Raw genomic sequence first — 25,353 nt, forward strand, 5'->3', positions numbered from 1 at the left:
GACAAGGCGATCAAGGAGCTGTTCCCGGAGAACAAGCACCTGCACCGCTGGATCGACATGGCCGGCGAGCGCATCGCGTTCGAGGGTCTCCCGGCCCGCATCTGCTGGCTCGGCTACGGCGAGCGTCACCTGGCCGGTCTGAAGTTCAACGAGATGGTCGCCAGCGGCGAGCTGTCCGCCCCGATCGCCATCGGCCGCGACCACCTCGACTCCGGCTCCGTCGCCTCCCCGTACCGCGAGACCGAGGCCATGAAGGACGGCTCGGACGCGATCGCCGACTGGCCGCTGCTGAACGCCCTGGTCAACACCGCTTCCGGTGCCTCCTGGGTCTCCATCCACCACGGTGGTGGCGTGGGCATGGGCCGCTCCATCCACGCCGGTCAGGTCTGCGTCGCGGACGGCACCGAGCTGGCCGCGCAGAAGATCGAGCGCGTGCTCACCAACGACCCCGGCATGGGCGTCATCCGTCACGTCGATGCCGGCTACGAGTACGCGGCCGAGGTCGCTGCCGAGCGCGGCGTCCGCATCCCCATGCGCGAGGGTGACGACGCGTGAGCAACCCCTCCTTCGGCGAGATGTGGCGCGACCTCGCGCCCATCGGCCGTAACGACGACAGCGGTGGCTACCGCCGCTTCGCGTGGACCGGGGCCGACGCCGACTGCCGTGAGTGGTTCAAGGCGCAGGCCGAGGCCCGTGGCCTGACCTACGAGCTGGACCGCAACGGCAACCAGTGGGCCTGGCTCGGCGACCCCGAGGCCGGCGACGCCGTCGTCACCGGCTCCCACCTGGACTCCGTCCCCGACGGCGGCGCCTTCGACGGCCCCCTCGGCGTCGTGTCGTCCTTCGCCGCGCTCGACGAACTCCGCGCCCGTGGCGTGGAGTTCACCCGGCCCCTCGCGCTCACCAACTTCGGTGACGAAGAGGGCGCCCGGTTCGGCCTGGCCTGCGTCGGTTCCCGCCTCACCTCGGGCAAGCTCACCCCGGCCCAGGCCGCCGAGCTGCGCGACATGGACGGCGTGAGCCTGCCCAAGGCCATGGAGGCCGCGGGTTACGACCCCGAGGCCATCGGCGCGGACCCGGAGCGGCTCTCCCGCATCGGCGCGTTCATCGAGCTGCACGTGGAACAGGGCCGCGCCCTGGACCTGTCCGGCGACGCCGTCGGTATCGCGAGTGCCATCTGGCCGCACGGCCGCTGGCGCTTCGACTTCCGCGGCGAGGCCAACCACGCGGGCACCACCCGCCTCGTGGACCGGCGCGACCCGATGCTGTCGTACGCGGAGACCGTCCTCGCCGCCCGCCGTGAGGCGGAGCTGGCCGGCGCGGTCGCCACCTTCGGCAAGATCTCGGTCGAGCCGAACGGCGTCAACGCGATCCCGTCCCTCGTCCGCGGCTGGCTCGACTCGCGCGCCGCCGACCAGGCGACGCTCGACACGGTCGTCACCGGCGTCGAGAAGGCGGCCCGTGAGTACGCCGACAAGCACGGTCTCGACCTGACGACGGTCCGTGAGTCCTTCACGCCCATCGTCGAGTTCGACCACGCGCTGCGCAACGAACTGGGCCGCATCCTCGGCACCGACGGCGAGATCACCGTCCCCGTGCTCGGCACGGGCGCGGGACACGACGCGGGAATCCTCGCGGACCAGATCCCGACCGCCATGCTGTTCGTACGCAACCCCACGGGCGTCTCGCACTCGCCGGCCGAACACGCCGGCGAAGACGACTGCCTCGCCGGGGTCAGCGCACTCGCGGACGTACTGGAGGGCTTGGCGTGCAGGTGACGTACTGGCTGGAACACGCCTGGATCGACCCGTCGGTCGAGTCGGGTGTCGTCGTGGAGGTCGCGGCCGACGGCCGTATCTCCGCCGTGCGGACCGGGGTCGAGGCCCCGCCGCCCGGCGCGACGGCCCTGCGCGGCCTCACCGTCCCCGGCCTCGCCAACGCGCACAGCCACGCCTTCCACCGGGCGCTGCGCTCGCACGTCCAGGTGGGCTCGGGCACGTTCTGGACGTGGCGCGACACCATGTACTCGTACGCGGACCGGCTCACCCCGGACACGTACCACGACCTCGCCAAGGCCGTGTACGCGGAGATGGCGCTCACCGGCATCACCACTGTCGGCGAGTTCCACTACCTGCACCACGCGCCGGGCGGCACCCCGTACGCCGACCCGAACGCGATGGGTGAGGCGCTGATCTCGGCAGCGGCCGAGGCCGGCATCCGCATCACGCTGCTCGACACGGCGTACGTCTCGTCCGGCTTCGGCCAGGCGCCCGACGAGCACCAGCAGCGGTTCTCGGACGGCACCACCGAGGCGTGGGCCGAGCGTGCCTCGCTCCTCAAGGACCGGGACCACGCGCGGATCGGCGCTGCGGTGCACTCCGTGCGTGCCGTGCCCGCCGACCAGCTCTCCACGGTCGCCGAGTGGGCGAAGGGCCGTAACGCGGCGCTGCACGTCCACCTCTCCGAGCAGGTCAAGGAGAACGAGGCCTGCCTGGCCGCGCACGGCTGCACGCCGACGCAGCTCCTCGCCGAGCACGGCGTGCTCAGCGAGCGCACCGTGGGTGTGCACAACACGCACATGACCGACGAGGACATCGCCCTCCTGGGCAACTCCCGTACCGGTACGTGCATGTGCCCCACCACGGAGCGCGACCTGGCCGACGGCATCGGCCCGGCCGTGGCCCTGCAGAAGGCGGGCTCCCCGCTCTCGCTGGGCTCGGACAGCCACGCGGTCATCGACCTCTTCGAAGAGGCTCGGGCCATGGAGCTGAACGAGCGGCTGCGCACGCAGACGCGCGGTCACTGGACGGCGGCTCAGCTGCTGCGCGCCGCCACGGTCGACGGCCACGCGGCGCTCGGCTGGAACGACGCCGGACGCATCGAGGCCGGCTCGTTCGCCGACCTCGTGACGGTGACGCTCGACTCGGTGCGTACGGCCGGACCGGCCGCGAGCCTCGGTGCGGAGATCGCGGTGTTCGCCGCGAGCGGCGCCGATGTGAAGCACACGGTCGTGGGCGGCAAGCACGTCGTCCGTGACGGCCGGCACGAGCTGGTCGGGGACGTCGCCGGGGCGCTCGCCTCGTCGATCGCCGCACTGCGGGACTGAGGCCGCCTCAACCGGTCCGCCCCTTCCCCACACCACCGGGGTCCGCCTGGACCCCACTCCTCGAAACGCCGGAGGGGCTGACTTTCAGCCCCTCCGGCGTTTCGGGGTATCCCCACCAAGGAGAGGAATCATGACCACCACCGTCATCACCAACATCGGCTCCCTGGTCACCAACGACCCGGCCCACGGCGACTCCCCCCTCGGCCTGATCGAGAACGCCGCCGTCGTCGTCGACGGCGAGCGGATCGCCTGGGTGGGGCCGGCCGCCGAGGCGCCCGCCGCCGACGCCTCCCACGACGCGCAGGGCCGCGCCGTCATCCCCGGCTTCGTCGACTCGCACTCGCACCTGGTCTTCGCGGGCGACCGCACCCAGGAGTTCAACGCCCGTATGTCGGGCCGCAGTTACACCGCCGGCGGCATCCGCACGACCGTCGCCGCCACCCGCGCCGCCACCGACGAGGAGCTGGAGGCGAACCTCGTCCACCACCTCGACGAGGCGCTGCGCCAGGGCACGACGACCTTCGAGACGAAGTCGGGCTACGGCCTGACCGTCGAGGACGAGGCGCGCGCGCTGCGCATCGCGTCGAAGCACACCGACGAGGTCACCTACCTCGGCGCCCACATCGTGTCCCCGGACTTCGCGGACGACCCGGAGGGCTACGTCTCCCTGGTCACCGGCGAGATGCTGGAGGCCTGCGCCCCGCACGCCCGCTGGGTGGACGTCTTCTGCGAGAAGGGCGCCTTCGACGGCGACCAGGCCCGCGCGATCCTCAACGCCGGCAAGGCCAAGGGCCTGCTCCCGCGCGTGCACGCCAACCAGCTCGGCTACGGCCCGGGTGTCCAGCTCGCGGTGGAGATCGGTGCGGCGAGCGCCGACCACTGCACGCACCTGACGGACGAGGACGTCGACGCGCTGGCGAACAGCTCGACCGTGGCGACGCTGCTGCCGGGCGCGGAGTTCTCGACGCGCGCTCAGTGGCCGGACGCGCGCCGGATGCTCGACGCGGGCGTCACGGTGGCTCTCTCGACGGACTGCAACCCGGGCTCGTCCTTCACGTCCTCGGTGCCGTTCTGCATCGCCCTGGCCGTCCGTGACATGGGGATGACCCCGGACGAGGCCATGTGGGCGGCGACGGCGGGCGGCGCGCAGGCGCTGCGCCGTGAGGACGTGGGCGCTCTCGTGCCGGGCGCGTACGCGGACCTGGCGCTCCTGGACGCCCCGAGCCACGTGCACCTGGCGTACCGGCCGGGTGTGCCGCTGGTGTCGGCGGTCTGGCGGCGCGGGGTCCGCGCCGCCTGACCGACACTCAGGGCATCGCCTCACGCGGGAGGCCGGCCGGGAAGGCTATTCCTCCAGCGTGAGGCCCTTGCGCAGCCGTACGAGGGTGCGCGTGAGCAGACGGGACACGTGCATCTGGGAGATGCCGAGCTCGTCGCCGATCTCCGACTGCGTCATGTTGGCGACGAAGCGGAGAGAAAGAATCTTGCGGTCGCGGGACGGGAGTTCGGCGATCAGGGGCTTGAGGGACTCGACGTACTCGATGCCCTCCAGGCCGTGGTCCTCGTATCCGATGCGGTCCGCGAGCGCGCCTTCGGAGTCGTCCTCCTCGGGCTGCGCGTCCAGAGATGACGCCGTGTAGGCGTTGGACGCCGCCATGCCCTCGACGACTTCGTCGTTCGTGATGCTCAGACGCTCTGCGAGTTCACCGACCGTGGGTGCGCGGTCGTACTGCTGGGCGAGTTCGTCGCCCGCCTTGGCGAGGTCGAGACGGAGCTCCTGGAGGCGCCGCGGGACGCGGACCGACCAGGAAGTGTCGCGGAAGAAGCGCTTTATCTCGCCGACTATGGTCGGCATCGCGAACGTGGGGAACTCCACCCCACGGCTCAGCTCGAAGCGGTCGATGGCCTTGATGAGGCCGATGGTGCCGACCTGGATGATGTCTTCCATCGGTTCGCTGCGGGAGCGGAACCGGGACGCCGCGAACTTCACCAGTGCGAGGTTGAGTTCGACGAGGGTGTTGCGGACGTACGCGTACTCGTGGGTGCCCTCTTCGAGGGACTCCATGCGCTCGAAGAGCGTTTTGGACAGGGCCCGGGCGTCCTGGGGAGCCACCTCGTCGAAAGGCGGGATCTCCGGCAGGTCGGCCAGGATGTCGAAGGTCTCGTGTTCCGGGGGAGTCGACGTCGACGCCTGGTCAGTACGCGATCCGTCGAGCCGGGGTGACATGATGTCCTCCATCGTTCTCGGCATATGGCTGCCGAAGCCAATACGTGCACTGTTGCGGTGTGCGGCGCCTCCGAAGCCGGCCGTGGTCGATAGTTGTCCTTACTAGGCCTACCCGTTTTTACGCTCCACTCGCAAGTCTGTTCTGTTGCGAAATGTCCGCTTCCTGGGGGTTGTTCAGGTACCGGCAGGCGTGACGAGGGCGTAGGGTTCGAGGGCGTCAATCAACAGCCACGACGGTCGAGCAGACTCGGAAGAGAGAGACGTCATGGACCGCGGGACAGTCGGCAGCGCACATCGGGGCCGGCTTCTGGTCGAGGTGCGGGAAGAGGGCCCCAGCGCCGTCGTGACTCCGGTGGGTGAGCTGGATCACCACACCGCCGATCTATTGAGAGAACCCCTGGAAAGCTTTCTCACCGCCGGTTTCTCACGGCTGGTGATCGACTGCTCACGGCTGGAGTTCTGCGATTCCACCGGGCTCAACGTCCTGCTCGGTGCCCGCCTCAAGGCGGAAGCGGCCGGTGGCGGAGTCCATCTGGCCGGGATGCTGCCCGCGGTGGCCCGGGTCTTCGAGATCACGGGCGCGGACGCCGTCTTCACCGTTCACGAGTCGCTGAGCGCGGCTCTCAGCGACTGACGGGGCCCGTGCGCAGGTCGAAACGCGGAAGTTACGCGTCAGTTGTCTCTGCGTGATCGAGGCGTTACCAGTGTCACACCGGCCACGCCGAAACGGTGGGTGTTCACGCCGTTCGGCCGGGCAGGAGACATGCTGGGTCCCAGCCGGGGCCACGCCGTCACGGCGGTTAGTTTCCACGAATCACACGTCAAGAGTCTCGGTGAGGTGAAGTGCTGATGAGCACCACCCGGCCTTACTCGCCGGGCGACCGCGGCCCGGAGCCGGAGGCCGCCGGCGACGCCGGCGGCACGCCCAGCCAGTCCCCCGCCGACGTCGGGCGGCCGGCCGGGCAGCAGAGCCGCACCCTGAACCTGGTCGGGGCGGCCGGCATCGTCCCCCTGGCCCGCGACTTCGCCCGCGAGGCCCTGTACGCCTGGGGCTGGATGCCGGCGGACACCGCCGACCGGCGCGCCGCGGCCGAGGACGTCCTGCTCGTCGTCTCCGAACTGGTCACCAACGCCTGCCTGCACGCCGAGGGCCCCGAGGAACTCCGTATCTCGTGCGACAGCAAGGTGTTTCGTATCGAGGTCTCCGACCGGGGGGCCGGTCAACCCGCGCCCCGGACCCCGCACCGCGCCGGCCGTCCCGGCGGGCACGGGATGTTCATCGTGCAACGGCTGTGCATGGACTGGGGTGTCGTCAGGGCCCCTGGCGTACCCGGCAAAACAGTGTGGGCGGAGGTCGGGGCACCCGCCTGACCAGAGCCCTTACGGCACTTGGGGTTACCCAGGGTTCGTACATCTCTTCGCACGCGCCGGATCCCGTCGGATCCGGCGCACGTTTATGTCTTCCCTCCCAGGGTTACCGGGCGTACCTTGAGCGCCCAATCTGATGTGCCGTCAGTAACTTGGCGCGTGCAACTCAGGATCTTCCCGGCGTGAGGGGAACTCGAGGTGTCGTACCGGACGTACCAGAAGCGAACGGGAGCACTCGCGCTCGCCGCGGCTCTGGGCTGTGGCGCGGCGTCCACGGTGCTGCTGGCCGCCCCCGCGGCCCAGGCCGCCGTACAGGACGTCAACTACCAGTGCAAGACGCCGATCGGGAACAAGGGAGCAGTCTCCCCGATCGACATCAAGAGCGTGCAGAGCGGCAGTAGCTACAAGATCACCATGTCCTTCCAGAAGGGCGTCTCGTCCAGCCCGGTGGAGCTCGGCAAGGGGGCCATGAGCCCCAGTGCCGTCATCAAGCTGGGCGGCGCGGAGACCGGCGACCTGCCGGTGACCGGACCGCCGAACGCGGAGGCGATCCCCGCCAACACCCCCATCAAGATCAGTGACCTGTCGGGCACCTACACACCGAAGAACAGTGGCAGCGTCACCTTCACCGCGGGTGTCCTCACCATCAAGGCGCTCGGCACGACGACCACGTGCACGCCCGCCAACAGCCCGAAGCCGTCCCTGACGCTGGACGTCAAGGCGGCTGCGGGCGGCGGCACTTCGGGCGGTTCCACGGGCGGCTCGCAGAGCACGCCGTCCGGCGGCACGCTGCCGAAGACCGGTCCCGAGGACTCGGCACTCGCCTTCGGCACCCTCGGCGGCACCGTGCTGCTCGCGGGCGCGGCGGGCGTGCTGTGGCTGACGCGGCGCCACCAGGCGGCGCGCTGACCCGGTCGGCCCGTCCGACGTCCGACCGCGATCACCTGGAGCCGCCGATGCCGACCCGTCCCCGGGCCCTCGCCCGCCTGCGCGCGCTGTGCGGGGCCGTTGTCCTGCTGGCCGTGGGCGCCGGGGGTCCGGCGGCCGCGGCCGGCACGGCGACGGCGCCCGAATGGTCCGTCGCGCCGTCGGCCGGCGGCGGCACCAGACCCGCCGAGGACGGGCGCCCCTACTTCTACGCGGAAGGGGTGCCCGGCACGGTGCTCCAGGACGACGTGGCCGTCACCAACCCCGGCGACCGCCCCCTCACCGTGCGGCTGAGGGGCGCGGACGCCGACAACACCGGCACCGGCGCCCTCTCCCTTCGCAAGACCTCCAAGGACACCGGCGCCTGGATCACGTTCGCCCGGCGCACGGTGAAGGTCCCGGCGCGCACCCGCGCCGAGGTGCCCTTCAGCGTCACCGTCCCGGCCGACGCCGCACCCGGCGACCACCCGGGCGCCGTCGTGGCGAGCGCGAACGGACGCGAGGTGGGCGTGCGGGTCCACCTGCGGGTCAGCGGGCCCACCCTGTCGGCGCTCACCGTCGAGAAGGTGCGCGTCACTGACGGCGGCCGGATCTCGTACGACCTCGTCAACCGCGGCAACACCACCCTGACGCCCCGCCTCGCGGTGCGGGCGGACGGGGTGTTCGGGCGGGCGCTCGACCGGCGTCCGCGCACGTTGCCCGTGGAGCTGCTGCCCGGCAGCCGCGTCACGCTCACCGAGCCGTGGAAGGACGCGCCCGCCCTCGACTCGGTGCGGGTGCGGCTCACGGTCACGGCCGGGGGCGGCGCGCACGGCGAGGCGACGGCGACGAAGCGGTTCGTGCCGTGGGGCGCGCTCGCCGCCGTCGGTGTGGTGGTCGTGGCCGGCGGGGGAGGGGCCGTCTGGTTCGTCCGAAGACGACGCCACGGTGACGAGGCGGACGACGGCCTCACCGGGACCGTCCTGCCTCCTGAGGACCACGAGAACACCGAGAACCCTGCGCACATCGAGCCCCCAGAAGTCGTCGAGACCCTCCAGAACCATGGGAGCCAAGGGAGTTGGTCATGAACCGCCGCCATCGCCGCGGTCCCCGGCTGTGGGCGTCAGCCCTCGCCCTCGTCGCCGCGTTCGGCTTCGCCGTGCCGCAGCAGGCCGCGTCCGCCGCCGAAGGGCCGGCCGTCACCCTCTCCAAGTCCGAGGCGGGGGCGGGCGGTTCCGTCACCGTCAAGGGGTCGGGCTGGCGGCCCGACGCGCTCCTCATGATGCTGATCTGCGGCCAGTCCGCACCCGGCAAGGGAGTCGTCGGCGGCACCAACTCCTGCGCCAACGCCGACGGGCGTGCCGTCACCACCGGCTCCGACGGCTCTTTCAGCAAGGACCTGCCGGTCGCCGAGCCGCCCGTGCCCTGCCCGTGCGTCGTCCACGTGGCGACCGTCACCGGCGAGACGGCGCAGGCCGACGCCGTGCTCAAGGTCGCCGGGCACGCCGTCAAGGCGATCCCCGAGCAGGCGACCGGCGGCAAGCTGTCCGTCCTCACCGACACCCGGCTCGACGGGTCGAGCGGCATCCTGACCTGGTTCGGCGCCCCGCCCTCGCGCACCTTCGTCTTCACCGTCGGGAACGTCGGCTCGGCGCCCCTCAAGGACCCGGTCTTCCAGGTCGGCACCTCGCACGGCGTGTTCGCCCCGCAGTGGGAGGACCAGCAGTGGCGCGGCACGATCGCGCCGGGCAAGAAGGCGCAGATCAAACTGCCCGTCGAGCTGTCCTCGGGGGCGCACGGCAACTACCTGATCTCGCTCAAGTTCGGCGGCAAGGTGCTCGCCGAGCAGCCGTGGGGCGTCGGCAGGCCGTGGGGCGTCACGCTCTTCTGGATCCTGCTCTGTGTCGTCGTACCGGCCGCGATCTTCCGGATCGGGATGGCCGTCGTCGACCGCGTGCGGCCCCGGCGGTCCGGTGGCGGTGGCGGCGGCGCGAGCCGGCACCGGAGCGCGAGGCGACGCCCCGAACTGACCGCCCGGCTCCCCAAGTTGAGCCGCCACGAGCCCTCCGGGCCACCGAGCGCGACCACCACGACTACGGCCCTGCCCTGGTTCACCCCCGACACAGACCCCGGCGCACCGGCCGGTCAGCTCTCCGCACCGTCAGACAACACCCCGACAACGAAGGGACACACGTGAGCACCCAACGGAGAGTGAGCGCGGCCGGCGTCGCCCTGATGCTGAGCGGTGCGGGCCTCCTGCTCGTCGCCGCACCGGCACAGGCGGCCACCGAGGTCGCGTACAAGACCGAGTGCATCCCGCCCGCGATCTCCGGCATGGGCCCCGTGGAGGGGACGACCAAGGTCGAGATCACGGCGCCCGCCGAGGCGAAGGTCGGTGACACGGTCGAGGTCGTCTGGAAGACGACGCAGGCCGCGTCCCAGAACCCGGGCGTCATCGACCTCGGCAAGGACACCGTCCAGCCGACCGGCACGCTCAAGGCGAGCGGCGCGCAGACCGCGGACATCTCGATGCAGGGACCGCGCTCCAACCCGCCCATCCCGAAGAACAGCCCGATGGTGCTGTCCGACATGAAGGGCACCATCAAGCTGACGGCGCCGGGCGAGGTGACGCTGACCCCGGACAAGTACAACATCAACGTCAGCAAGCCGATCTCGACGGACACCAAGTGCTCGCCCAAGGAGACGGTGAATCCGGGGGCGACCATCAAGGTGACTGGCGCGCCCGGTGGCGGCGGTCTGCCCACGGGTGTGCCGACCGGACTTCCCACAGGGCTGCCGACGGGCGTGCCGACCGGGCTGCCGACGGGTCTGCCCACCGGGGTTCCGACGGGTGCGCCGACCGGCGGCTCCAGTGGCGGAGGCTCCAGCACGGGCGGTGGCTCCAGCACCGGTGGCGGGTCCAGTACCGGCGGCGGCGGTGGCGGGCAGAGCGACTTCACCGGCAAGGAAGTCCAGATCCCGTACCAGTGCAAGACGCCCATCGGTGACAAGAACGCCACCTCGCCCGTGCAGATCAACGCCAAGAAGAACGGCGGGGACTACGGGCTCACGGTGAAGTTCAAGCAGTCCGTCATGGACAGCCCGGCCGACATCCCGAAGGGGTCGGTCACGCCGTCGATGGAGGTCAAGCTCGGCGGTGCCGACAAGGGCACGGTCCACGTGGCGGGCCCGGCGAACGCCGAGCCCATCAAGTCAGGCCAGCCCATCAACATCCCTGACCTGACCGGCACTTACAAGCCGGGCGGGTCCGGCAAGTCGACCCTGTCGCCGGGCGTCCTCACGGTGATGGCCCTCGGTACGACGACGACCTGCACGCCGTCGAAGACCGAGGTCTCGCTCGAGATCGACACGGCGGCCCAGCCGGGCGGCGCGGCCGGCGGCTCGGGCTCGGCGGGCGGTTCCGGTTCGGCGGCGGGCGGTGCCGGTACGTCCGGTGGTCTCGCGCAGACGGGTGCCGAGAACGACGGCAGCCTGCGGGCCCTCGGCCTGGTCGCGGGCACGGTGATCCTGCTGGGCGGAGCGGTCTTCACGTTCCTGCCGAGCCGGCGCCGGGCGGGCTGACCCGGTAAGCACACAGGGGGGCCGGGGTGATCAACTCGCCCCGGCCCCCTATGCGTTCAGTAAATCGAGGAGACGGTGCTGGTGGACGAGACCACGCGGCCCGCCGCGAGGTTCTCCGCGACCTCCTCGCGCCACACCTTGTCGGCCCGGCTGGTGTCCAGCTCGAACTCGAAGCGGTTGGTCATGTCCGGGGTGATGTCCTCCACGTCCACGTAGAACTGCTGGTACCAGCGCCGGAGCTGGTAGATCGGGCCGTCCTCCTCGGTGAGGAGCGGGTTGTCGACGCGGGCCTTGTTCTGCCAGATCTCCGCGTCCTGCCGGAAGCCGATCTCGACACCCGCGCCGAACTGCTGGGCGGCGGCGTTGGCCGCCTCGTCGTCCATGCCCGGCAGCTTCTTGACGATCACGCCGAACTGCAGCATGAACGCGTTCTCGCGGACGGGGTAGTGGCTGTTGATCAGTACGGCTTCCATCTCCTGGCCGCCGCCGACCGGGCTCCACAGGTAGTCGATCATGTAGGAGGGGCCGTAGTACGCGGCCTCCGAGCGGTTGACCGCGGGCTCGGTGCCGGCCGGGACCATGCCGAGGTCGTAGTCCTGGCGGAACTCGTAGTTCATGCTCTGGGCCGCGATGTGGCCCTCCAGGACGTTCTGGAAGTACTTCGGGAACGAGTAGTGCACGTAGAAGAAGTGCGCCATGTCGGAGTTGTTGTCGACAATCTCGCGCGGGTGCGAGCCCTCGATGAGGATCTGGTTCCAGGTCCACTGGCTCCACTCGTCGCTGAACGCGCCCTCGATCTTCGGGATCGCCTGCTCCGGGATCGGCGGGTTGCCCTGCGGGTCGTGCCAGACGAAGAGCTGCTTGTTCTCCTCCAGCGCCGTCCAGGCCCGCGTCTTGGCGGCGCGGGGGACGCGGCGCGCGTACGGGATGCCGGAGCAGGTGCCGTCGCCGGACCAGCGCCAGTCGTGGAACGGGCACGCGACCGCGTCGCCCTTGATGGTGCCCTGGCTCAGGTCGCCGCCCATGTGCGGGCAGTAGGCGTTGAGGACGTGGAGCTCGCCGCTCTCGCCCTGGAACACCACGAGCTTGGTGCCGAACGCCTCGATCTGGTGCGGCTTGCCGTCCTTGAAGTTCTCCGCGAGGCCGATGCAGTGCCAGCCACGGGCGAAGCGGTTCGGCATGGGGTCGGTCTTGATCGCGTGGTAGCTCACGAGGCGTCCTTCATGTGGGTCGCGGCGACATAGCCGAAGGTCATCGAGGGGCCGATGGTGGAGCCGGGGCCGGGGTACGTGTCGCCCATGACGGCCGCCGAGCAGTTGCCGGTGGCGTACAGGCCGTCGATGGGGGTGCCGTCCTCGCGCAGCACGCGCGCGTGCTCGTCGGTGAGGAGTCCGCCCTTGGTGCCGAGGTCACCGGGCTTGACCGGCAGCGCGTAGTACGGGCCCTCGGTCAGCGGGTGCAGGTTGGGGTTCGGCAGCGTCGGGTCGCCGTAGTAGCGGTCGTACGTGCTGTCGCCGCGGCCGAAGTCGGCGTCGCGGCCCTGCTCGGCAAGGGAGTTGAAGCGCTTGATCGTCTGCTCAAGAGCTTCCGCCGGGACGTCGATCTTCGCGGCGAGTTCGCGGATCGAGCCGGCGGTCTTGAGGATGCCCTCGTCCTCGAACGCCTTCGGGAACTTCTGGCCCGGCACCAGGCCGACGAACGGGTAACGCTTGCGCGCGACCGAGTCGATGATGATCCAGGAGTTCTCGGGCGCGCTCGGGCTGGCATACATCTCGTCCACGAACTCGTGGTACGGAGCAGCCTCGTTGACGAAGCGCTTGCCCTCACCGTTCACGATGACCATGCCGGGCACGGCGCGGTCCGCGACGAGGAAGAACAGGCCGCCGCCCGGGACCGGAGTGGACGGAGCGCCCCACACCTTGTCCATCAGGGCGAGCGCGGCGCCCGCGTCGACACCGGCCGTCAGCACCTCGCCGATCTGACCGGGCGACGAGTGCGTCCAGTCCGCGGAGGTGGGCTTGGGCAGGTACTTCTCGCGCAGTTCCTGGCTGTGCGAGAAGCCGCCGGCGGCGAACACGACGCCCTTCCTTGCCCGGACGGTCACCGCCTTGCCGTCCTTCTCGATGCGTACGCCGACGACCTTGCCGTCTTCCGACACCAGCTCATGGAAAGGGGAGTTGAGCCACATGGCGCCGCCCGACTTGGCGAGCGCGAGACGCAGCCGTCCGACGAGCGCGGCGCCGAGCGCGACCGGCTTCGAGCGGGTGACCAGCGTCTTGACGGCGCCCGCCGCGAGCTTCGCCGCGGTCCGCCGGCCCTTCCACGTACGGGCCGCCATGTTCAGGAAGCGGAAGTCGTACTGGGTGATGGTGAGGCCGTACGTGGGCAGCTCGTTGGTGCGCAGGTTCGCGGCCTCCGGGCCGAGCCGGCGCAGGTCGAAGGTGTCCGGCTCGATGGTGCGGCCGGCGGGCTTGCCGCCCTTGCGCTCGGGATAGTAGTCCGCGTAGTTCGGGACGTACTTGAAGCTGACGTCGGTGCGGTCGAACAGGAACTTGAGCATCTCCTGGCCGCGCGTGAGGTACGCGTGCTTGCGCTCCCGGCTGACCTGGTCGCCGACGGTGGCGTCCAGGTAGTCCATGGCGTTGTCGTACGTGTCGACCTGCCCGGCCTGCCGCAGGTAGATGTTGTCGGGTATCCACACACCGCCGCCGGACAGCGCGGTGGAGCCGCCGTAACGGTCGGTCTTCTCCACCACCAGGGCGGACATGCCGTGCAGCTGCGCGGTGATCGCGGCGGTCATGCCGCCTCCACCGGAGCCGACCACCACCACGTCGTACTCGTGATCCCAGTCCACTGTGACCGTTCCCTTCGCCGAAGCGGAAGCCGATACCGCCCGACGGAAGGCGCACGCCGGAAGGGGTCTTCAGGCGTGCGCTCGGGCGGCTGGGCGTGGACCCGGTCCGGTCCGTTCGGTGCCGACATATGCCGGTACTTCGCCCTCTCCCGGGCCCTGCGGGAGTGACTGCACGCTCTACCTGACGGCTCCGGCGGACAAGCTCTGGTTCCCACTCAGTGGGAGGTCCGGTGCGTGGGGCGCCCGGGGCTCGCCGGGCGAGCGGTTCAGTCGGCCAGCGTTTTCTCGGCCGCGTCGCACCAGGTCAGGCCCGCCTGCGCCATGGTCAGGGCGTAGGAACGCAGCAGGTCAGGTTCGTCGCCGGGCTCGTACCGGTCGATCCACGCCTCGAACTCTCTGCGCTTCGCGTCGATGAGCAGCCGGGCCTGGTCCGGGCTGAGGGACTGCACGAAGAGCAGTTTCAGCAGGGCCTCGTCGCGCAGCTGGGGCGGCGCGGGCGGCTGGACGAGCCATGCGTCCAGGGCCTCGCGCCCCCGTTCCGTCAGGTGCCAGATGACCTGACGGCGCCCGCCGCCGCCCTCCTCCCCGGTGATGAAACCGGCCTCGTTCAGGCGCTTGAGCTGCGGATACAGCTGCGCGAAGCTGACGCCCCAGTAGGCGTCGACGGTCTCCGCGCAGGCCTGTTTGATCTCGTAGCCGGACCGCGGGCGCAGGGCGATGAAACCGAGGGCCGTCCAGGCAGTCGCGGTCAGATCGGTCGTGTCCAAGGGCTTGCCTCCCCTATATATCTTCCATATATATAGGCACCCTGACGTGGCTTCCGGAACACGAAGTGCCGGAAGTGGCCCTGTCGTTGGAGACAGCACCCGGTCCGGTGCTTCCTCCGCTTCCGCTCTTCCCTCCGCTTGCCCACCCGTCTCTGGAGGACAGATGCCCCCTTCGATCGGATCGGTCGACCAGCTCGGCTATGTGGTGAAGGACGTCGAGGCCGCGATGCGCCACTGGTCGGCGAACCTCGGCGTCGGACCGTTCTTCTACTTCCCGCAGGCCGCCATCGCCAGCACTTATTACCTGGGCGAGCCTACGGACGCCCGCATCGCCGTCGGTATCGCGCAGGCCGGCGACGTGCAGATCGAGTTGATCCAGCAGCTCAACCCGGATGCTCCGAGCGCCTACCGCGACTTCCTGAAGGAGCGCGGCGAGGGGCTGCACCACGTGGGGCACTTCGCCAAGGACGAGGCCGATTTCGACGCGTTCCTCGCGCGCTTCGCCGAGTCCGACGTCGAGCCGTACCACTACGGCGACTCCGGTCCGGGCAGCCGCTTCGCCTACCTGCCCACCGAGGAGCACGGCGGCACCGTCGTCGAGGTCATCGAGACCGCGCAGTGGGGCGGCTTCTTCGACTCGATCCGGGAGGCCGCGGCCGGCTGGGACGGCAGCGACCCGATACGCGAGATCACCATTCCCTGAAGTCCCTGGATTCCCGAACTCCCTGATCGGCTGCCGTGCGGCGGCTGCCGCAGCGGGCCATCCTGACGAGAGGCGGCCGTTCCACGGCCCGGAGAGGATCGATCGACCATGCGCGCACTGCGGCTGCACGGACCCAAGGACCTGCGTCTTGAGGACATCCCGGAGCCGGAACTCCGGGCCGGAACCGTCAAGATCAAGGTCGAGTGGTGCGGGATCTGCGGCTCTGACCTGCACCTTTACCAGGCGGGCCCGTCGGCGTTCGGCCTGGACCAGCCGCACCCGCTGACCGGCGAGCAGGCACCTCCGGTGATGGGCCACGAGTTCTCCGGCGTCATCACCGAGGTCGCCGAGGGTGTCACGTCTCTCGCCGTCGGCGACCGCGTGGCCGTCGAGCCGGAGATCTACGACGACACGTGTGCGTACTGCCGCCAGGGCGATTACAACCTGTGCGTGCAGTCCGGCTTCGTCGGGATCAACGGCTGGGGCGGCGGCATGTCGGAGTACGTGGTGCTGCCGCCGCAGATGGTGCACAAGCTGCCGGAGGGCGTCGGTACGGACCTGGGTGCGCTGGTCGAACCGCTCGCGGTGGCGTGGCACGCGGTGCGCGTGGCCGCGCTGCCGCCGGGGTCCTCCGCGCTCGTGGTCGGCGCCGGTCCGATCGGCCTCGGTGTGCTCTCCGCGCTGAACGCGACGGGTGCGCGGATGGTGGCCGTCAGCGAGGTCAGTTCGGCCCGCAAGAAGCTGGCCGAACGCCTCGGCGCGGATGCCGTGCTCGACCCGACGGCGGACGATGTGGCCGCGCGCGTAAGGGAGTTGACGGACGGTCTGGGCGTCGCGGCGGCCTTCGACGCGTCGGGCCTCCAGGTCACCCTGGACACGGCCCTGACCTCGCTCCGCAAGCGCGGCACGGCCGTGAACCTGGCGATGTGGTCCAAGCCGGCGCAGGTCGAGACGATCCAGCTGATGCGCACGGAGACGTCACTGACGTCGACGATCGGCTACGCCGGGTCCGACTTCCCGTCCGTGATCGCGGCGATCCGCCGGGGCACGATCGACGCGGAGTCGTTCATCAGCGCGCGGATTCCGCTGGAGCGGGCGGTCCAGGACGGGTACGAGGCGCTGCTCGGCGAGGGCCGGGACGCGCACGTCAAGATCCTGGTCCACCCGTGATCACGGACGGGGGTCGGGTGGGCTGGGCTAGTAGCTGACGCGGTCCAGCAGCCACTGGGTGGCGTCCTCCGGCAGCAGGGTGCCCGTCTTGCTGCTGGAGGAGGAGGCGGTGAAGAAGTAGTCGTCGTAGTTGTCCTCGGCCGAACCAGGCTCGGGAGCGCTGCCGGTGGAGTCGCTCGTCAGCTGGAGCTTCATCGGCCTCTGCGGCCAGCCGCCGACCTGGTCGAGGGACTTCGCCTCCTGCGCGGACGGCTCGGCGGCGTTGAAGGCGTAGTAGACCTTGGTCTCGTGGTCGTACGAGTCGTACTCCAGCTTGGTCAGGGCGTACCGGGCGACGACGGCACCGCGGCCGACGCCGCCGACGACCAACCGCTCGCTGCCGATACGCTCGGAGTTGATCCTGTTCACGGCTCCCTGCACCGCATCGGCGAGGTCCCTGAGCGAGCGCTCCCCGTTGTCGAAGCCGACCAGGCAGACATCGAGGCCCTGCGCTTCCGCCTGGGTGAGGAAGGAGGAAAGGCTCTTCTCCAGACCGCCGAGGTCTGTGGCGCCCGGTCCTCCGTCGGCCACGAGGATGACCGGCTTGCTGATGTAGTCCTTCGCGGGCAGTACCCGTCCGGAACCGTAAGGCAGCTGGATGTCGTAGGCCTTGGCCATGTGGGGGGGGGGTCCTCTCAAGAGGGATGCGGAATGATGGCGCCCGCTTCGGCGCCGCCGCTGATCGTTTCCCGCACATCGCCCACTCCGGAGTGGTTTGCTGGCTCCTGGCCGAAATGCGTAAGACGCAGGTCGGAAGTGACGTGATCACGCTCACTCGATCGGGTGAGAGAGGGAGGACCAGCGATGTTCCGACGGCGCCTCGTGGGCTTCGGTCTTGTGTCGGCGGCGGTCGTGCTGCCGCTTGCCACCGCGTGCAATTCCGGTGCGCAGTCGGCTGCGCCCGCGAAGCCGACGCCCAGTCAGCCCCCGGCCCAGTACGTCACGCACGCCCGGATGCCGGTCCCCGCGCCGGATCTGGACGAGACCGAGACGCTCGCCGGCCGCCAGGCGGAGACCCACGGAGACGGCACGTTCGCCTACGCCCAGGGCAACAAGGCGGAGGCCCTGATCGTGGCCGTGAGCTGTGAGGGCAAGGGGAACATCAAGGTCTCCCTGAAGCCCGTGCGGGCCTCTTTCGCGATGCCCTGCGTGGAAGGCGGCGTCAGCACGACCTACAACCAGTTCGCCGTCACCGGAACGGAGAAGCCGGGCACGGCCTCCGTCACCGCCCCGTCGACGGTGCACTGGTCGATGACGGTGGGCCGGGGCGAGGCGGCGGATCAGGAAGGGTAGGCCTCGCGCTGTCAGGGACTCACTCGGCGGCCTCCGGGGAGGGGACGGGGCCGAGGTCGCCTTCGGGTTCGCGGGTGAGCTGGGCGTGGAGGGCCGGGTCGGCGTAGACCTCGGCGCTGTGCCGCCATTGCGTGAGCAGTAGCGCGACCGGAGCGAGATTCTTCAGGGCGGCGGCTCCACGGGCGGTGTCCGCGAGCTCGGTGAGCATGGTCTCGATGTCCTCCTCCGGCAGGAAGACCGACCAGGGCAGCGCCTCGCTCACGGTGTCACTTCCGTCAGGCCTCGCATTGCCGCCCGCGCTGCGGCCGCTCCTCGCTGCGCCGCCGTTGCCCAGGTCTGGGTCGGGTCCGGTGCTCCCGCTCGGGCTTGGCGGCAGGCTCCGCAGTACTCCTCGTCCGCGACCGGGCGGAACAGGCGCGGCTGGGTGTGGGTTCGGCTTTCGCATTCGCGCATCTCGGATACGCGGGGAGGCGTGGGCGTCGGGGCAGGCGGCGTGGGGGCGGCTACGGGTGGGATCTCTCGCCACAAGTAGCGGATCAGGCCTCCCGGGCGGTGTACCCGTACGTCGGGGGCGGGGAGGTTGCGGTGGACCTCGGCGAGTAGCGCCGTAGGCGGGTGTCCTGCCGTCAGCCAGGCCTCTGCCAGGTCCGTCAGCTCCGGCAGTATCGGGCGCGGGATCCGCGCCAGGCGCGGGTCCAGATCCGCCAGGGCCTCGACCACCCTGCGGGCCTCCGGGGAAGGTTGGAGGGTGTTTCCCGCAGGGGGTGTTTCTGGAAGAGCGCCGACGGACCGGGGCTTCGGGTCACCGGCTGTCGGTGTCCCGTCCGTCGGAGGCGGGGGAGGAGGGGGAGGCGGTCCCACCGGCGACTTTCCCCGGACCGCCGCCGCTTCCTCCGGCGTGAGTGGCACATTTGAGACCAGCTGATGGGTCGCCCAGCGCCCCCTCGCCGCCTGCTCCCGCCATTCGTGGACGTAGCCCTCGTCCTTCAACTCCCTTTTCGCGCGCAGGAATGCGCACTTGCCGATACCGGCCCGGCGCGCCGTCGCGGAGAGGGATTCTTCGTCGTCCGCCGGGAGCGAGAGCTGCCAGATCAGGAGGCGTACGGCCTCGGATGACAGGCGGGGGTGGCGGAGGATCTCGTTCGGCACCTGCGAGTAGAAATGGGCAGGCGAGATAGCATGACGCTGCATATCGGGTGTCTCCTAGTGACACTCGAGGTGTAGGCCCTCGTTTGCCGGGTGCAACCGGTGGCGAGGGCCGCTTTGTGCTCACCGTACAGCAACTGTCGTTACAAAGCGTTACTTCATGTGTTCGGATTGTTGGTCACCCGCCGTCACCACACCCCGCCGTACCGCGCCGCCTTCGCCTTCAGCCACGTGCGGATCTCCTCCGCCTCCCGTTCCGACGCCTCCCGCAGGTCCCGCGCCCGAACCGTCGCCACGAAGTGCACGAACCTCACCCGCCTCAACTCGCCCACCGCGCTGAGGACTTTGCCGGGCCCGTACACATCCGTCGTCGAGTGGGCGACGAACGTGCCCGGCGCGTGCTCTTCCGAAGTCATTTCGCTGTTCATGCCGTAAGCGTCAGGTCACGCTGTGTATCTTCGGTAGGGGTTTGCGTGTGACAACACGGAACGCACAAAAGGGAGTTGGCGATGGCCATCGAGGACAACCCTGTTTCCCGCGCCAAGTACGGCGAGGAGTTGCGCCGCAGGCGCGAGACCCTGGGACTCACCCAGGAAGAACTGAGCGAGCTGTCGATCATCTCCCGCTCCCAGATCGCCCACATCGAGGCGGGGAGGCGGCGGCCGGACGTCGACGACGCGCGCCGCCTCGACAAGGCGCTGAACGCGGGCGGGTTCTTTGAGCGCTTCCTTCCAGCGTTGGACGGGAGGGTCGTAGCTGAGCACTTCGAGGAGGCGCTGGAGTTCGAAGGGCAGGCGACGGCGATCCGGGTGTACGGCCCGAAGCTTGTTCCGGGCTTGCTTCAGACGGAGGCGTACGCACGGGCGGTACTGGGTTCAGGGCACCCGCCCAAGACCGACGAGCAACGTGACAAGCTCCTTGCCACACGCCTCGACCGCGCCCGCATTCTGAACAACTTCCACTCGCCAGTGGTGTGGACGATGCTCGACGAAGCCGTGCTGCGGAGGCCCATCGGAGGCCCCGCCGTGATGTGCGAACAACTTCGGCACATTGTCGCGTTGGGCGAGAGCCGCCGGATCCGCGTCCACGTTCTCCCGTACACAGTGGGTGTGCACGCGTTGTTGGAGGGCGTTGTCTCGCTCATGTGGTTCCAGGAACTCCCGCCCGTCGCCTATGTAGAAGGCTTCAAAACGGGGCGGGTCTGGGAGTTGCCGTCAGTAGTGCGCGAATGTCAGGTGGCCTACGATCACGCGTTGGGCGACGCGCTGTCGCACCGTAAGTCCCTGGCTCTGATCAGGTCCGTCGCAGAGGATTACGAGCATGAAGCGCACTGAGCACACCATCCCGGACGCGTCCGTGCTGACGGCCTGGCGCAAGTCGTCGTACAGCGGTGGCGAGAGCGGCGAATGCCTGGAGGTCAACGACTCCTCCTGCCCCGCCCACCTCCCCGTCCGCGACAGCAAAAACCCCACCGGGCCCGCCGTCGCCTTCGCCGCGCCCGCGTGGAACGCGTTCGTCGGCGCCGTTCGCAGCGGTTCGCTCGGCCTGGGCTGAAGCCCGTAGACGAAAAGCCGTGGGGCCCCGCACCGAATCCGGTGCGGGGCCCCACGTATGTCATGCGGACCGAGCGGAGCGCGTCAGTGGACGTCGCCCATCAGTTCCTTGACCTTCTTGCGGTACATGAAGACCGCGGCACCCGCGATCACCGCGAGCACGGCCTCCAGGCCCACCATGCCCGTACCGTTCAGGTCGAGGCCGGCGGTGGAGAGCAGACCCGTCACCGCGTCGCCCGCCGTCACCGCGAGGAACCAGACACCCATCATCTGGGAGCCGTACTTCGCCGGGGCCATCTTGGTCGTGACCGAGAGGCCGACCGGGGAGAGGGTCAGCTCGCCGACCGTCTGGACGAAGTAGATCAGGACGAGCCACCAGGGGCTGACCTTGCCGCCGCCCGCGGCCGTCAGCGGCAGCAGGAAGACGAAGAAGGAGATACCGACGAGCGCGAGACCGAGCGAGAACTTGGTGACCGTGCTCGGCTCCTTGCCCTTGCGGGCCAGGGCCAGCCAGACCATGGCGGCGATCGGGGCCAGCGCCATGATGAGGACCGGGTTCACCGACTGGAACCAGGAGACCGGGAAGTTCCAGCCGAAGACGCTCGTGTTGGCGTGCTTGTCGGCGAAGATCGACATCGTCGATCCGCCCTGGTCGTAGATCATCCAGAAGACGGCGGCGGCGACGAAGAACCAGATGTAGCCGGAGACCTTCGACTGCTCGGTGGACGTCAGGTCCTTGTCGCGCTTGATGCGGGCGAGGACCATGATCGGGACGACCAGGCCGATCAGCATGAGCGGGACCATCACCCAGTTCAGGGTGTAGGTGCCGGTGCCGACCACGATGGCGTAGAAGACGACCGCGACGAGCAGCCAGATCATCGACTTCTTCAGCATGGCGGTGCGCTCGGCGGTGTCCAGGGGCTTCGGGACGACCGAGGACTTCTCCGACAGGTGGCGCGTGCCGAGCAGGAACTGGGCCAGGCCGATCGCCATGCCGACGGCGGCGAGGCCGAAGCCGAAGTGCCAGTTCACGTTCTGGCCGACCGTGCCGATGATCAGCGGGGCGGCGAAGGCACCGAGGTTGATGCCCATGTAGAACACGGTGAAGCCGCCGTCACGGCGCGGGTCGTCCGGGCCGTTGTAGAGGTGGCCGACCATCGTCGAGATGTTGGACTTCAGCAGACCCGAACCGACAGCCACGAAGAGCAGGCCGACGTAGAAGATGCCGCTGAGCGGGACGGCCAGCAGCAGGTGGCCGACCATGATGATCGCGCCGGCTATGGCCGTCGTCTTGCGGGGGCCCCACACTCGGTCGCCGAACCAGCCGCCGGGCATGGCGAGCAGGTACACCGTCGAGACGTAGACGGAGTAGATTGCGATGGCCGTGCCCGCGTCGAGCCCGAGGCCGCCGGGGGCCACGAGGTACAGCGGGAGCAGGGCGCGCATTCCGTAGTAGGAGAAGCGCTCCCACATCTCGGTCATGAACAGAGTGGCCAGACCACGAGGGTGGCCGAAGAAGGTCTTGCCGCCGGAGGGTGCCCCGGTGGATTCCTTCGTCAGGCTGTTCGCCATGGAGGTTCCTTGCTGGGTACGGGACGCGGGTCGGGATGGACCTCGCGGCCAGTGTGGGGAATCGGTCCTTCAACGCTGGCTGTAACCAGCTCTCACATAAAAAGAACCTTTGTCGCGCAGCGCGCTCGCGCAGTGCGGTCCAAAGGTTGCTCTTTAGTGCATCAGGCGTTCATTCACCATACGGCAGGACACTGGTGCATATGGAAGGACTTGAGACATGGATCACATGGTCTGAAGGAACCATTCACCAACATTCGAAGGCATCTTCCGGTATCCCATCCCACAGCCGCAGGCGGCCCACGTAAGGGTACGGCCCTGGTGGATCACCCTTCGGGCGCGCGGCCACGCGGACTACCATCACCTCATGACCCGTGTACTGCTCGCCGAGGACGACGCGTCCATCTCGGAGCCGCTGGCCCGCGCACTGCGCAGGGAGGGTTACGAGGTCGAAGTGCGTGAGGACGGCCCGACCGCGCTCGACGCGGGACTCCAGGGCAGCATCGACCTCGTCGTACTCGACCTCGGACTGCCCGGCATGGACGGCCTGGAAGTGGCCCGGCGGATGCGCGCCGAGGGGCACACGGTGCCCATCCTCATCCTGACCGCGCGCGCCGACGAGGTGGACACCGTCGTCGGTCTCGACGCGGGCGCCGACGACTATGTCACCAAGCCGTTCCGGCTCGCCGAACTGCTCGCACGTGTGCGGGCGCTGTTGCGGCGTGGTGCCGCGGAGCCGGCACAGCCGCCTGCCACGCACGGCGTGCGTATCGACGTCGAGTCGCATCGGGCGTGGATGGGGGACGAGGAGCTTCAGCTCACCGCGAAGGAATTCGATCTGCTGCGGGTTCTTGTGCGGGACGCCGGCCGCGTTGTGACCCGGGACCAGCTCATGCGTGAGGTGTGGGACACGACCTGGTGGTCGTCCACCAAGACTCTGGACATGCATATCTCTTGGCTGCGGAAGAAGCTTGGGGATGATGCGGCTAATCCTCGGTATATCGCCACGGTGCGTGGGGTTGGGTTCCGGTTCGAGAAGAGCTGAGGCTTTCGTTTTCGGGTGCGGGTTTGTTGTGGCTGGTCGCGCAGTTCCCCGCGCCCCTTACGGGGCGCTCCTTACGGGGCGCCTGATCCGGGACACTGGGTGACATGCGTCGCCGTCTGATCAATTCCACGCTCGCCGTCGTGCTCGTCGTGATCGCTGTTTTCGGGGTCTCGCTCGTTCTGGTCGAGACCCGCACGATCACCAACAGCGCCCAGGAGCGCGTGGACTCCGAGGCGGTCCGGCTCGTCAGCATCGTCGACAGCCGGCTCCTCGGGGACGAGAAGGTCAGCGGCGCCATCCTGAACGACCAGGTCGGGCCCGACCGGCACGCCAGGATCGAGCTGCCGGGGCGGGCGCCCATCGAGATCGGCGCGCAGCCCAAGGGTGACGTCATCCGCGCCACCGCCAAGGGCGAGAAGGGCGAGACCGTCACCGTCGAGGAGCCCCGCTCCTCCGTCACCCGCGAGGTCGGCCGCACGCTGCTGATCATCGCGGGCGTCGCGCTCCTCGCCGTCATCGCGGCGGTCCTGCTCGCCGTACGCCAGGCCAACCGGCTCACGTCCCCGCTCACCGACCTCGCCTCCACCGCCGAACGCCTCGGGTCCGGCGACCCGCGCCCGCGGCACCGGCGGTACGGGGTGCCCGAGCTGGACCGGGTCGCCGACGTCCTCGACTCCAGCGCCGAGCGCATCGCCCGGATGCTCACCGCCGAGCGGCGCCTCGCGGCCGACGCGTCCCATCAGCTCCGTACGCCCCTCACGGCGCTCTCCATGCGCCTGGAGGAGATCACCGTCACCGAGGACCTGGACACGGTGAAGGAAGAGGCGACCATCGCGCTCGCGCAGGTCGAGCGGCTCACGGACGTCGTCGAGCGGCTGCTCACGAACTCGCGCGACCCGCGCACCGGGTCCGCCGTCGCCTTCGACCTCGACGAGGTCATCAAGCAGCAGCTGGAGGAGTGGCGCCCCGCCTACCGCAGCGCGGGCCGCGCCATCGTCTCCTCCGGCAAGCGGCACCTGTCGGCCGTCGGCACGCCCGGCGCCGTCGCCCAGGTCCTCGCCGCGCTGATCGAGAACTCCCTCATGCACGGCGGCGGCACCGTCGCCCTGCGCACCCGCGTCACCGGCAACCAGGCCGTCATCGAGGTCACCGACGAGGGGCCGGGCGTGCCGGGGGACCTGGGCGCGCGGATCTTCGAGCGGACCATCAGCGGCCGGAACTCCACCGGCATCGGCCTCGCCGTCGCGCGTGACCTCGCGGAAGCGGACGGCGGCCGCCTCGAAATGCTCCAGACCAACCCGCCCGTCTTCGGCCTGTTCCTGTCGCGTACGACACCCAGGAAGCCGCTGCCGGGGGACGGGCCGGAGACGGTGCGTTAGCGCGTGCGCTGAGCTTTTGCCGGCTGGGGGCGCTCGGGGGCTTCTTCCGCTTGCTCGGCTTGGCCGGCTTCTTCGAGGAACGATTCCGCGCTCGCGACCGTCTCCCGCGCCGGCAGCGCCTTGAAGACCCACGTGCGGTACGACCAGAAGCGGAACAGGGTCGCGATGCCCATGCCGAGGAACTTGACGACGTTCCGCTGGAGCGAGCTGTCCCAGCCGAAGCCGTTGATCGTGACGAACAGGGCGCCGTTCTCGATCACCAGGCCGACCGCGCTGAACGCCAGGAACAGCGCCAGCTCCTTCGTGCGGCCGCTCTTGTCGCGGTCACGGTAGGTGAAGTAGCGGAACCCGACGTAGTTGAAGGCGATGGCGACGACCGTCGCGATGACGTTCGCCCGCACCGCCTCCAGGCTCGTCGTGTGCCACAGCAGGTTCGAGACGGCGAAGTTCACGAGCGTGCCGATCGCGCCCACGGCACCGAACTTGGCGACCTCGCGGGCCAGCCGGTCGAGGCGCGCCCGCCATGGTCCCGGCCCGTTCATCGCTGTCCGTTCATCGTGTTGGTCCCAGCCCCCGTCGTTCTCGTCCTGCGGTCCCGGCCATGCTAACGAGGCCGCCCGTGCGGCGTCCGGGACGCCGGTAAACC

At 69.7% G+C, this 25,353-nt stretch carries 25 protein-coding genes and 1 pseudogene; 17 read left to right on the forward strand and 9 right to left on the reverse strand.

Translation table 11 applies throughout. The features are described 5' to 3' along the window. From ABZ893_RS34325 to hutI, 4 genes and pseudogenes are all read left to right on the forward strand, one after another. Positions 1-555, forward strand: a pseudogene (locus tag ABZ893_RS34325) (urocanate hydratase); the annotation flags it as partial. Between the two features lie 20 nt (positions 556-575). Further along, complete coding sequence (locus ABZ893_RS34330) at positions 576-1,778, forward strand: allantoate amidohydrolase (RefSeq protein ID WP_361412033.1); 1,203 nt, start codon at positions 576-578, stop codon at positions 1,776-1,778. Next, on the forward strand, positions 1,769-3,106 hold the full coding sequence (locus ABZ893_RS34335; protein ID WP_361411927.1) for a formimidoylglutamate deiminase: 1,338 nt from the start codon (positions 1,769-1,771) through the stop codon (positions 3,104-3,106). Before ABZ893_RS34330 ends, ABZ893_RS34335 begins: the two co-directional genes overlap by 10 nt. A 130-nt stretch (positions 3,107-3,236) precedes the next feature. Beyond that, entirely contained in the window at positions 3,237-4,406 is a 1,170-nt protein-coding gene (hutI, locus tag ABZ893_RS34340) for an imidazolonepropionase (protein WP_361411929.1), read from the forward strand. A 45-nt stretch (positions 4,407-4,451) separates the two neighbouring features. Here the strand turns inward: hutI and ABZ893_RS34345 are convergent, their stop codons facing one another. Further along, positions 4,452-5,345, reverse strand: a complete 894-nt coding sequence (locus tag ABZ893_RS34345; protein WP_361411931.1) for an RNA polymerase sigma factor SigF — start codon at positions 5,343-5,345, stop codon at positions 4,452-4,454. A 253-nt stretch (positions 5,346-5,598) separates the two neighbouring features. Here ABZ893_RS34345 and ABZ893_RS34350 point away from each other — a divergent pair, with 253 nt between their 5' ends. From ABZ893_RS34350 to ABZ893_RS34375, 6 genes are all read left to right on the forward strand, one after another. After that, positions 5,599-5,967 carry an STAS domain-containing protein gene (locus ABZ893_RS34350; protein WP_361411933.1) on the forward strand — a complete coding sequence of 123 codons (369 nt, stop codon included), beginning with the start codon at positions 5,599-5,601 and terminating at the stop codon, positions 5,965-5,967. Positions 5,968-6,182: 215 nt separating this feature from the next. Continuing rightward, positions 6,183-6,704, forward strand: a complete 522-nt coding sequence (locus ABZ893_RS34355; RefSeq protein WP_361411935.1) for an ATP-binding protein — start codon at positions 6,183-6,185, stop codon at positions 6,702-6,704. Positions 6,705-6,899: 195 nt separating this feature from the next. Then, positions 6,900-7,610 carry an LPXTG cell wall anchor domain-containing protein gene (locus ABZ893_RS34360; RefSeq protein ID WP_361411937.1) on the forward strand — a complete coding sequence of 237 codons (711 nt, stop codon included), beginning with the start codon at positions 6,900-6,902 and terminating at the stop codon, positions 7,608-7,610. A 47-nt stretch (positions 7,611-7,657) separates the two neighbouring features. After that, entirely contained in the window at positions 7,658-8,695 is a 1,038-nt protein-coding gene (locus ABZ893_RS34365) for a hypothetical protein (RefSeq protein WP_361411939.1), read from the forward strand. After that, positions 8,692-9,804: a hypothetical protein gene (locus tag ABZ893_RS34370; RefSeq protein ID WP_361411941.1), complete on the forward strand. Its 1,113-nt coding sequence runs from the start codon at positions 8,692-8,694 to the stop codon at positions 9,802-9,804. Before ABZ893_RS34365 ends, ABZ893_RS34370 begins: the two co-directional genes overlap by 4 nt. 38 nt (positions 9,805-9,842) lie before the next feature. Beyond that, positions 9,843-11,189 (forward strand): hypothetical protein, encoded by a 1,347-nt coding sequence (locus ABZ893_RS34375; protein ID WP_361412035.1) that lies wholly within the window; start codon positions 9,843-9,845, stop codon positions 11,187-11,189. A 56-nt stretch (positions 11,190-11,245) separates the two neighbouring features. Here the strand turns inward: ABZ893_RS34375 and ABZ893_RS34380 are convergent, their stop codons facing one another. The 3 genes from ABZ893_RS34380 to ABZ893_RS34390 all read right to left on the reverse strand — a co-directional run bounded on the left by ABZ893_RS34380 (position 11,246) and on the right by ABZ893_RS34390 (position 14,810). Continuing rightward, positions 11,246-12,370, reverse strand: a complete 1,125-nt coding sequence (locus ABZ893_RS34380; RefSeq protein ID WP_361412037.1) for a Rieske 2Fe-2S domain-containing protein — start codon at positions 12,368-12,370, stop codon at positions 11,246-11,248. Positions 12,371-12,396: 26 nt separating this feature from the next. Next, positions 12,397-14,043 carry an FAD-dependent oxidoreductase gene (locus ABZ893_RS34385; protein WP_361411943.1) on the reverse strand — a complete coding sequence of 549 codons (1,647 nt, stop codon included), beginning with the start codon at positions 14,041-14,043 and terminating at the stop codon, positions 12,397-12,399. Between the two features lie 266 nt (positions 14,044-14,309). After that, positions 14,310-14,810 carry a PadR family transcriptional regulator gene (locus tag ABZ893_RS34390; protein WP_361411945.1) on the reverse strand — a complete coding sequence of 167 codons (501 nt, stop codon included), beginning with the start codon at positions 14,808-14,810 and terminating at the stop codon, positions 14,310-14,312. A gap of 163 nt (positions 14,811-14,973) precedes the next feature. Between ABZ893_RS34390 and ABZ893_RS34395 the strand changes: the two genes are divergently transcribed. Further along, positions 14,974-15,513, forward strand: a complete 540-nt coding sequence (locus tag ABZ893_RS34395; RefSeq protein WP_361411947.1) for a VOC family protein — start codon at positions 14,974-14,976, stop codon at positions 15,511-15,513. Positions 15,514-15,621: 108 nt separating this feature from the next. Then, positions 15,622-16,683 carry a 2,3-butanediol dehydrogenase gene (locus ABZ893_RS34400; protein WP_361411949.1) on the forward strand — a complete coding sequence of 354 codons (1,062 nt, stop codon included), beginning with the start codon at positions 15,622-15,624 and terminating at the stop codon, positions 16,681-16,683. A gap of 27 nt (positions 16,684-16,710) precedes the next feature. On the opposite strand, the gene ABZ893_RS34405 is transcribed toward ABZ893_RS34400, so the two are convergent. Next, positions 16,711-17,340 (reverse strand): hypothetical protein, encoded by a 630-nt coding sequence (locus ABZ893_RS34405; protein WP_361411951.1) that lies wholly within the window; start codon positions 17,338-17,340, stop codon positions 16,711-16,713. A 186-nt stretch (positions 17,341-17,526) separates the two neighbouring features. On the opposite strand from ABZ893_RS34405, the gene ABZ893_RS34410 reads away from it, so the two are divergent. Continuing rightward, positions 17,527-18,015 carry a hypothetical protein gene (locus ABZ893_RS34410; RefSeq protein ID WP_361411953.1) on the forward strand — a complete coding sequence of 163 codons (489 nt, stop codon included), beginning with the start codon at positions 17,527-17,529 and terminating at the stop codon, positions 18,013-18,015. 19 nt (positions 18,016-18,034) lie between these two features. Here the strand turns inward: ABZ893_RS34410 and ABZ893_RS34415 are convergent, their stop codons facing one another. Then, a complete protein-coding gene (locus ABZ893_RS34415) occupies positions 18,035-18,277 on the reverse strand; it encodes a hypothetical protein (RefSeq protein ID WP_361411955.1) in 243 nt (80 codons plus the stop codon). Between the two features lie 1,072 nt (positions 18,278-19,349). Further along, positions 19,350-19,589, reverse strand: coding sequence for a hypothetical protein (locus tag ABZ893_RS34420; RefSeq protein ID WP_361411957.1), 240 nt, complete (start codon positions 19,587-19,589; stop codon positions 19,350-19,352). 81 nt (positions 19,590-19,670) lie between these two features. Here ABZ893_RS34420 and ABZ893_RS34425 point away from each other — a divergent pair, with 81 nt between their 5' ends. Continuing rightward, a complete protein-coding gene (locus ABZ893_RS34425) occupies positions 19,671-20,495 on the forward strand; it encodes a helix-turn-helix transcriptional regulator (RefSeq protein ID WP_361411959.1) in 825 nt (274 codons plus the stop codon). Further along, entirely contained in the window at positions 20,482-20,715 is a 234-nt protein-coding gene (locus ABZ893_RS34430) for a DUF397 domain-containing protein (protein WP_361411961.1), read from the forward strand. Before ABZ893_RS34425 ends, ABZ893_RS34430 begins: the two co-directional genes overlap by 14 nt. Positions 20,716-20,798: 83 nt before the next feature. Here the strand turns inward: ABZ893_RS34430 and ABZ893_RS34435 are convergent, their stop codons facing one another. Next, entirely contained in the window at positions 20,799-22,286 is a 1,488-nt protein-coding gene (locus ABZ893_RS34435) for an oligopeptide:H+ symporter (protein ID WP_361411963.1), read from the reverse strand. 364 nt (positions 22,287-22,650) lie between these two features. Here ABZ893_RS34435 and ABZ893_RS34440 point away from each other — a divergent pair, with 364 nt between their 5' ends. After that, positions 22,651-23,328, forward strand: a complete 678-nt coding sequence (locus ABZ893_RS34440; RefSeq protein WP_361411965.1) for a response regulator transcription factor — start codon at positions 22,651-22,653, stop codon at positions 23,326-23,328. 104 nt (positions 23,329-23,432) lie between these two features. Further along, positions 23,433-24,707, forward strand: a complete 1,275-nt coding sequence (locus ABZ893_RS34445; protein WP_361411967.1) for an ATP-binding protein — start codon at positions 23,433-23,435, stop codon at positions 24,705-24,707. On the opposite strand, the gene ABZ893_RS34450 is transcribed toward ABZ893_RS34445, so the two are convergent. Then, positions 24,704-25,249 carry a GtrA family protein gene (locus ABZ893_RS34450; RefSeq protein WP_361411969.1) on the reverse strand — a complete coding sequence of 182 codons (546 nt, stop codon included), beginning with the start codon at positions 25,247-25,249 and terminating at the stop codon, positions 24,704-24,706. The genes ABZ893_RS34445 and ABZ893_RS34450 overlap by 4 nt on opposite strands. Positions 25,250-25,353: the final 104 nt, after the last annotated feature.

This window comes from Streptomyces sp. NPDC046821, assembly GCF_040645335.1.
In the GTDB taxonomy this organism is placed as follows: domain Bacteria; phylum Actinomycetota; class Actinomycetes; order Streptomycetales; family Streptomycetaceae; genus Streptomyces.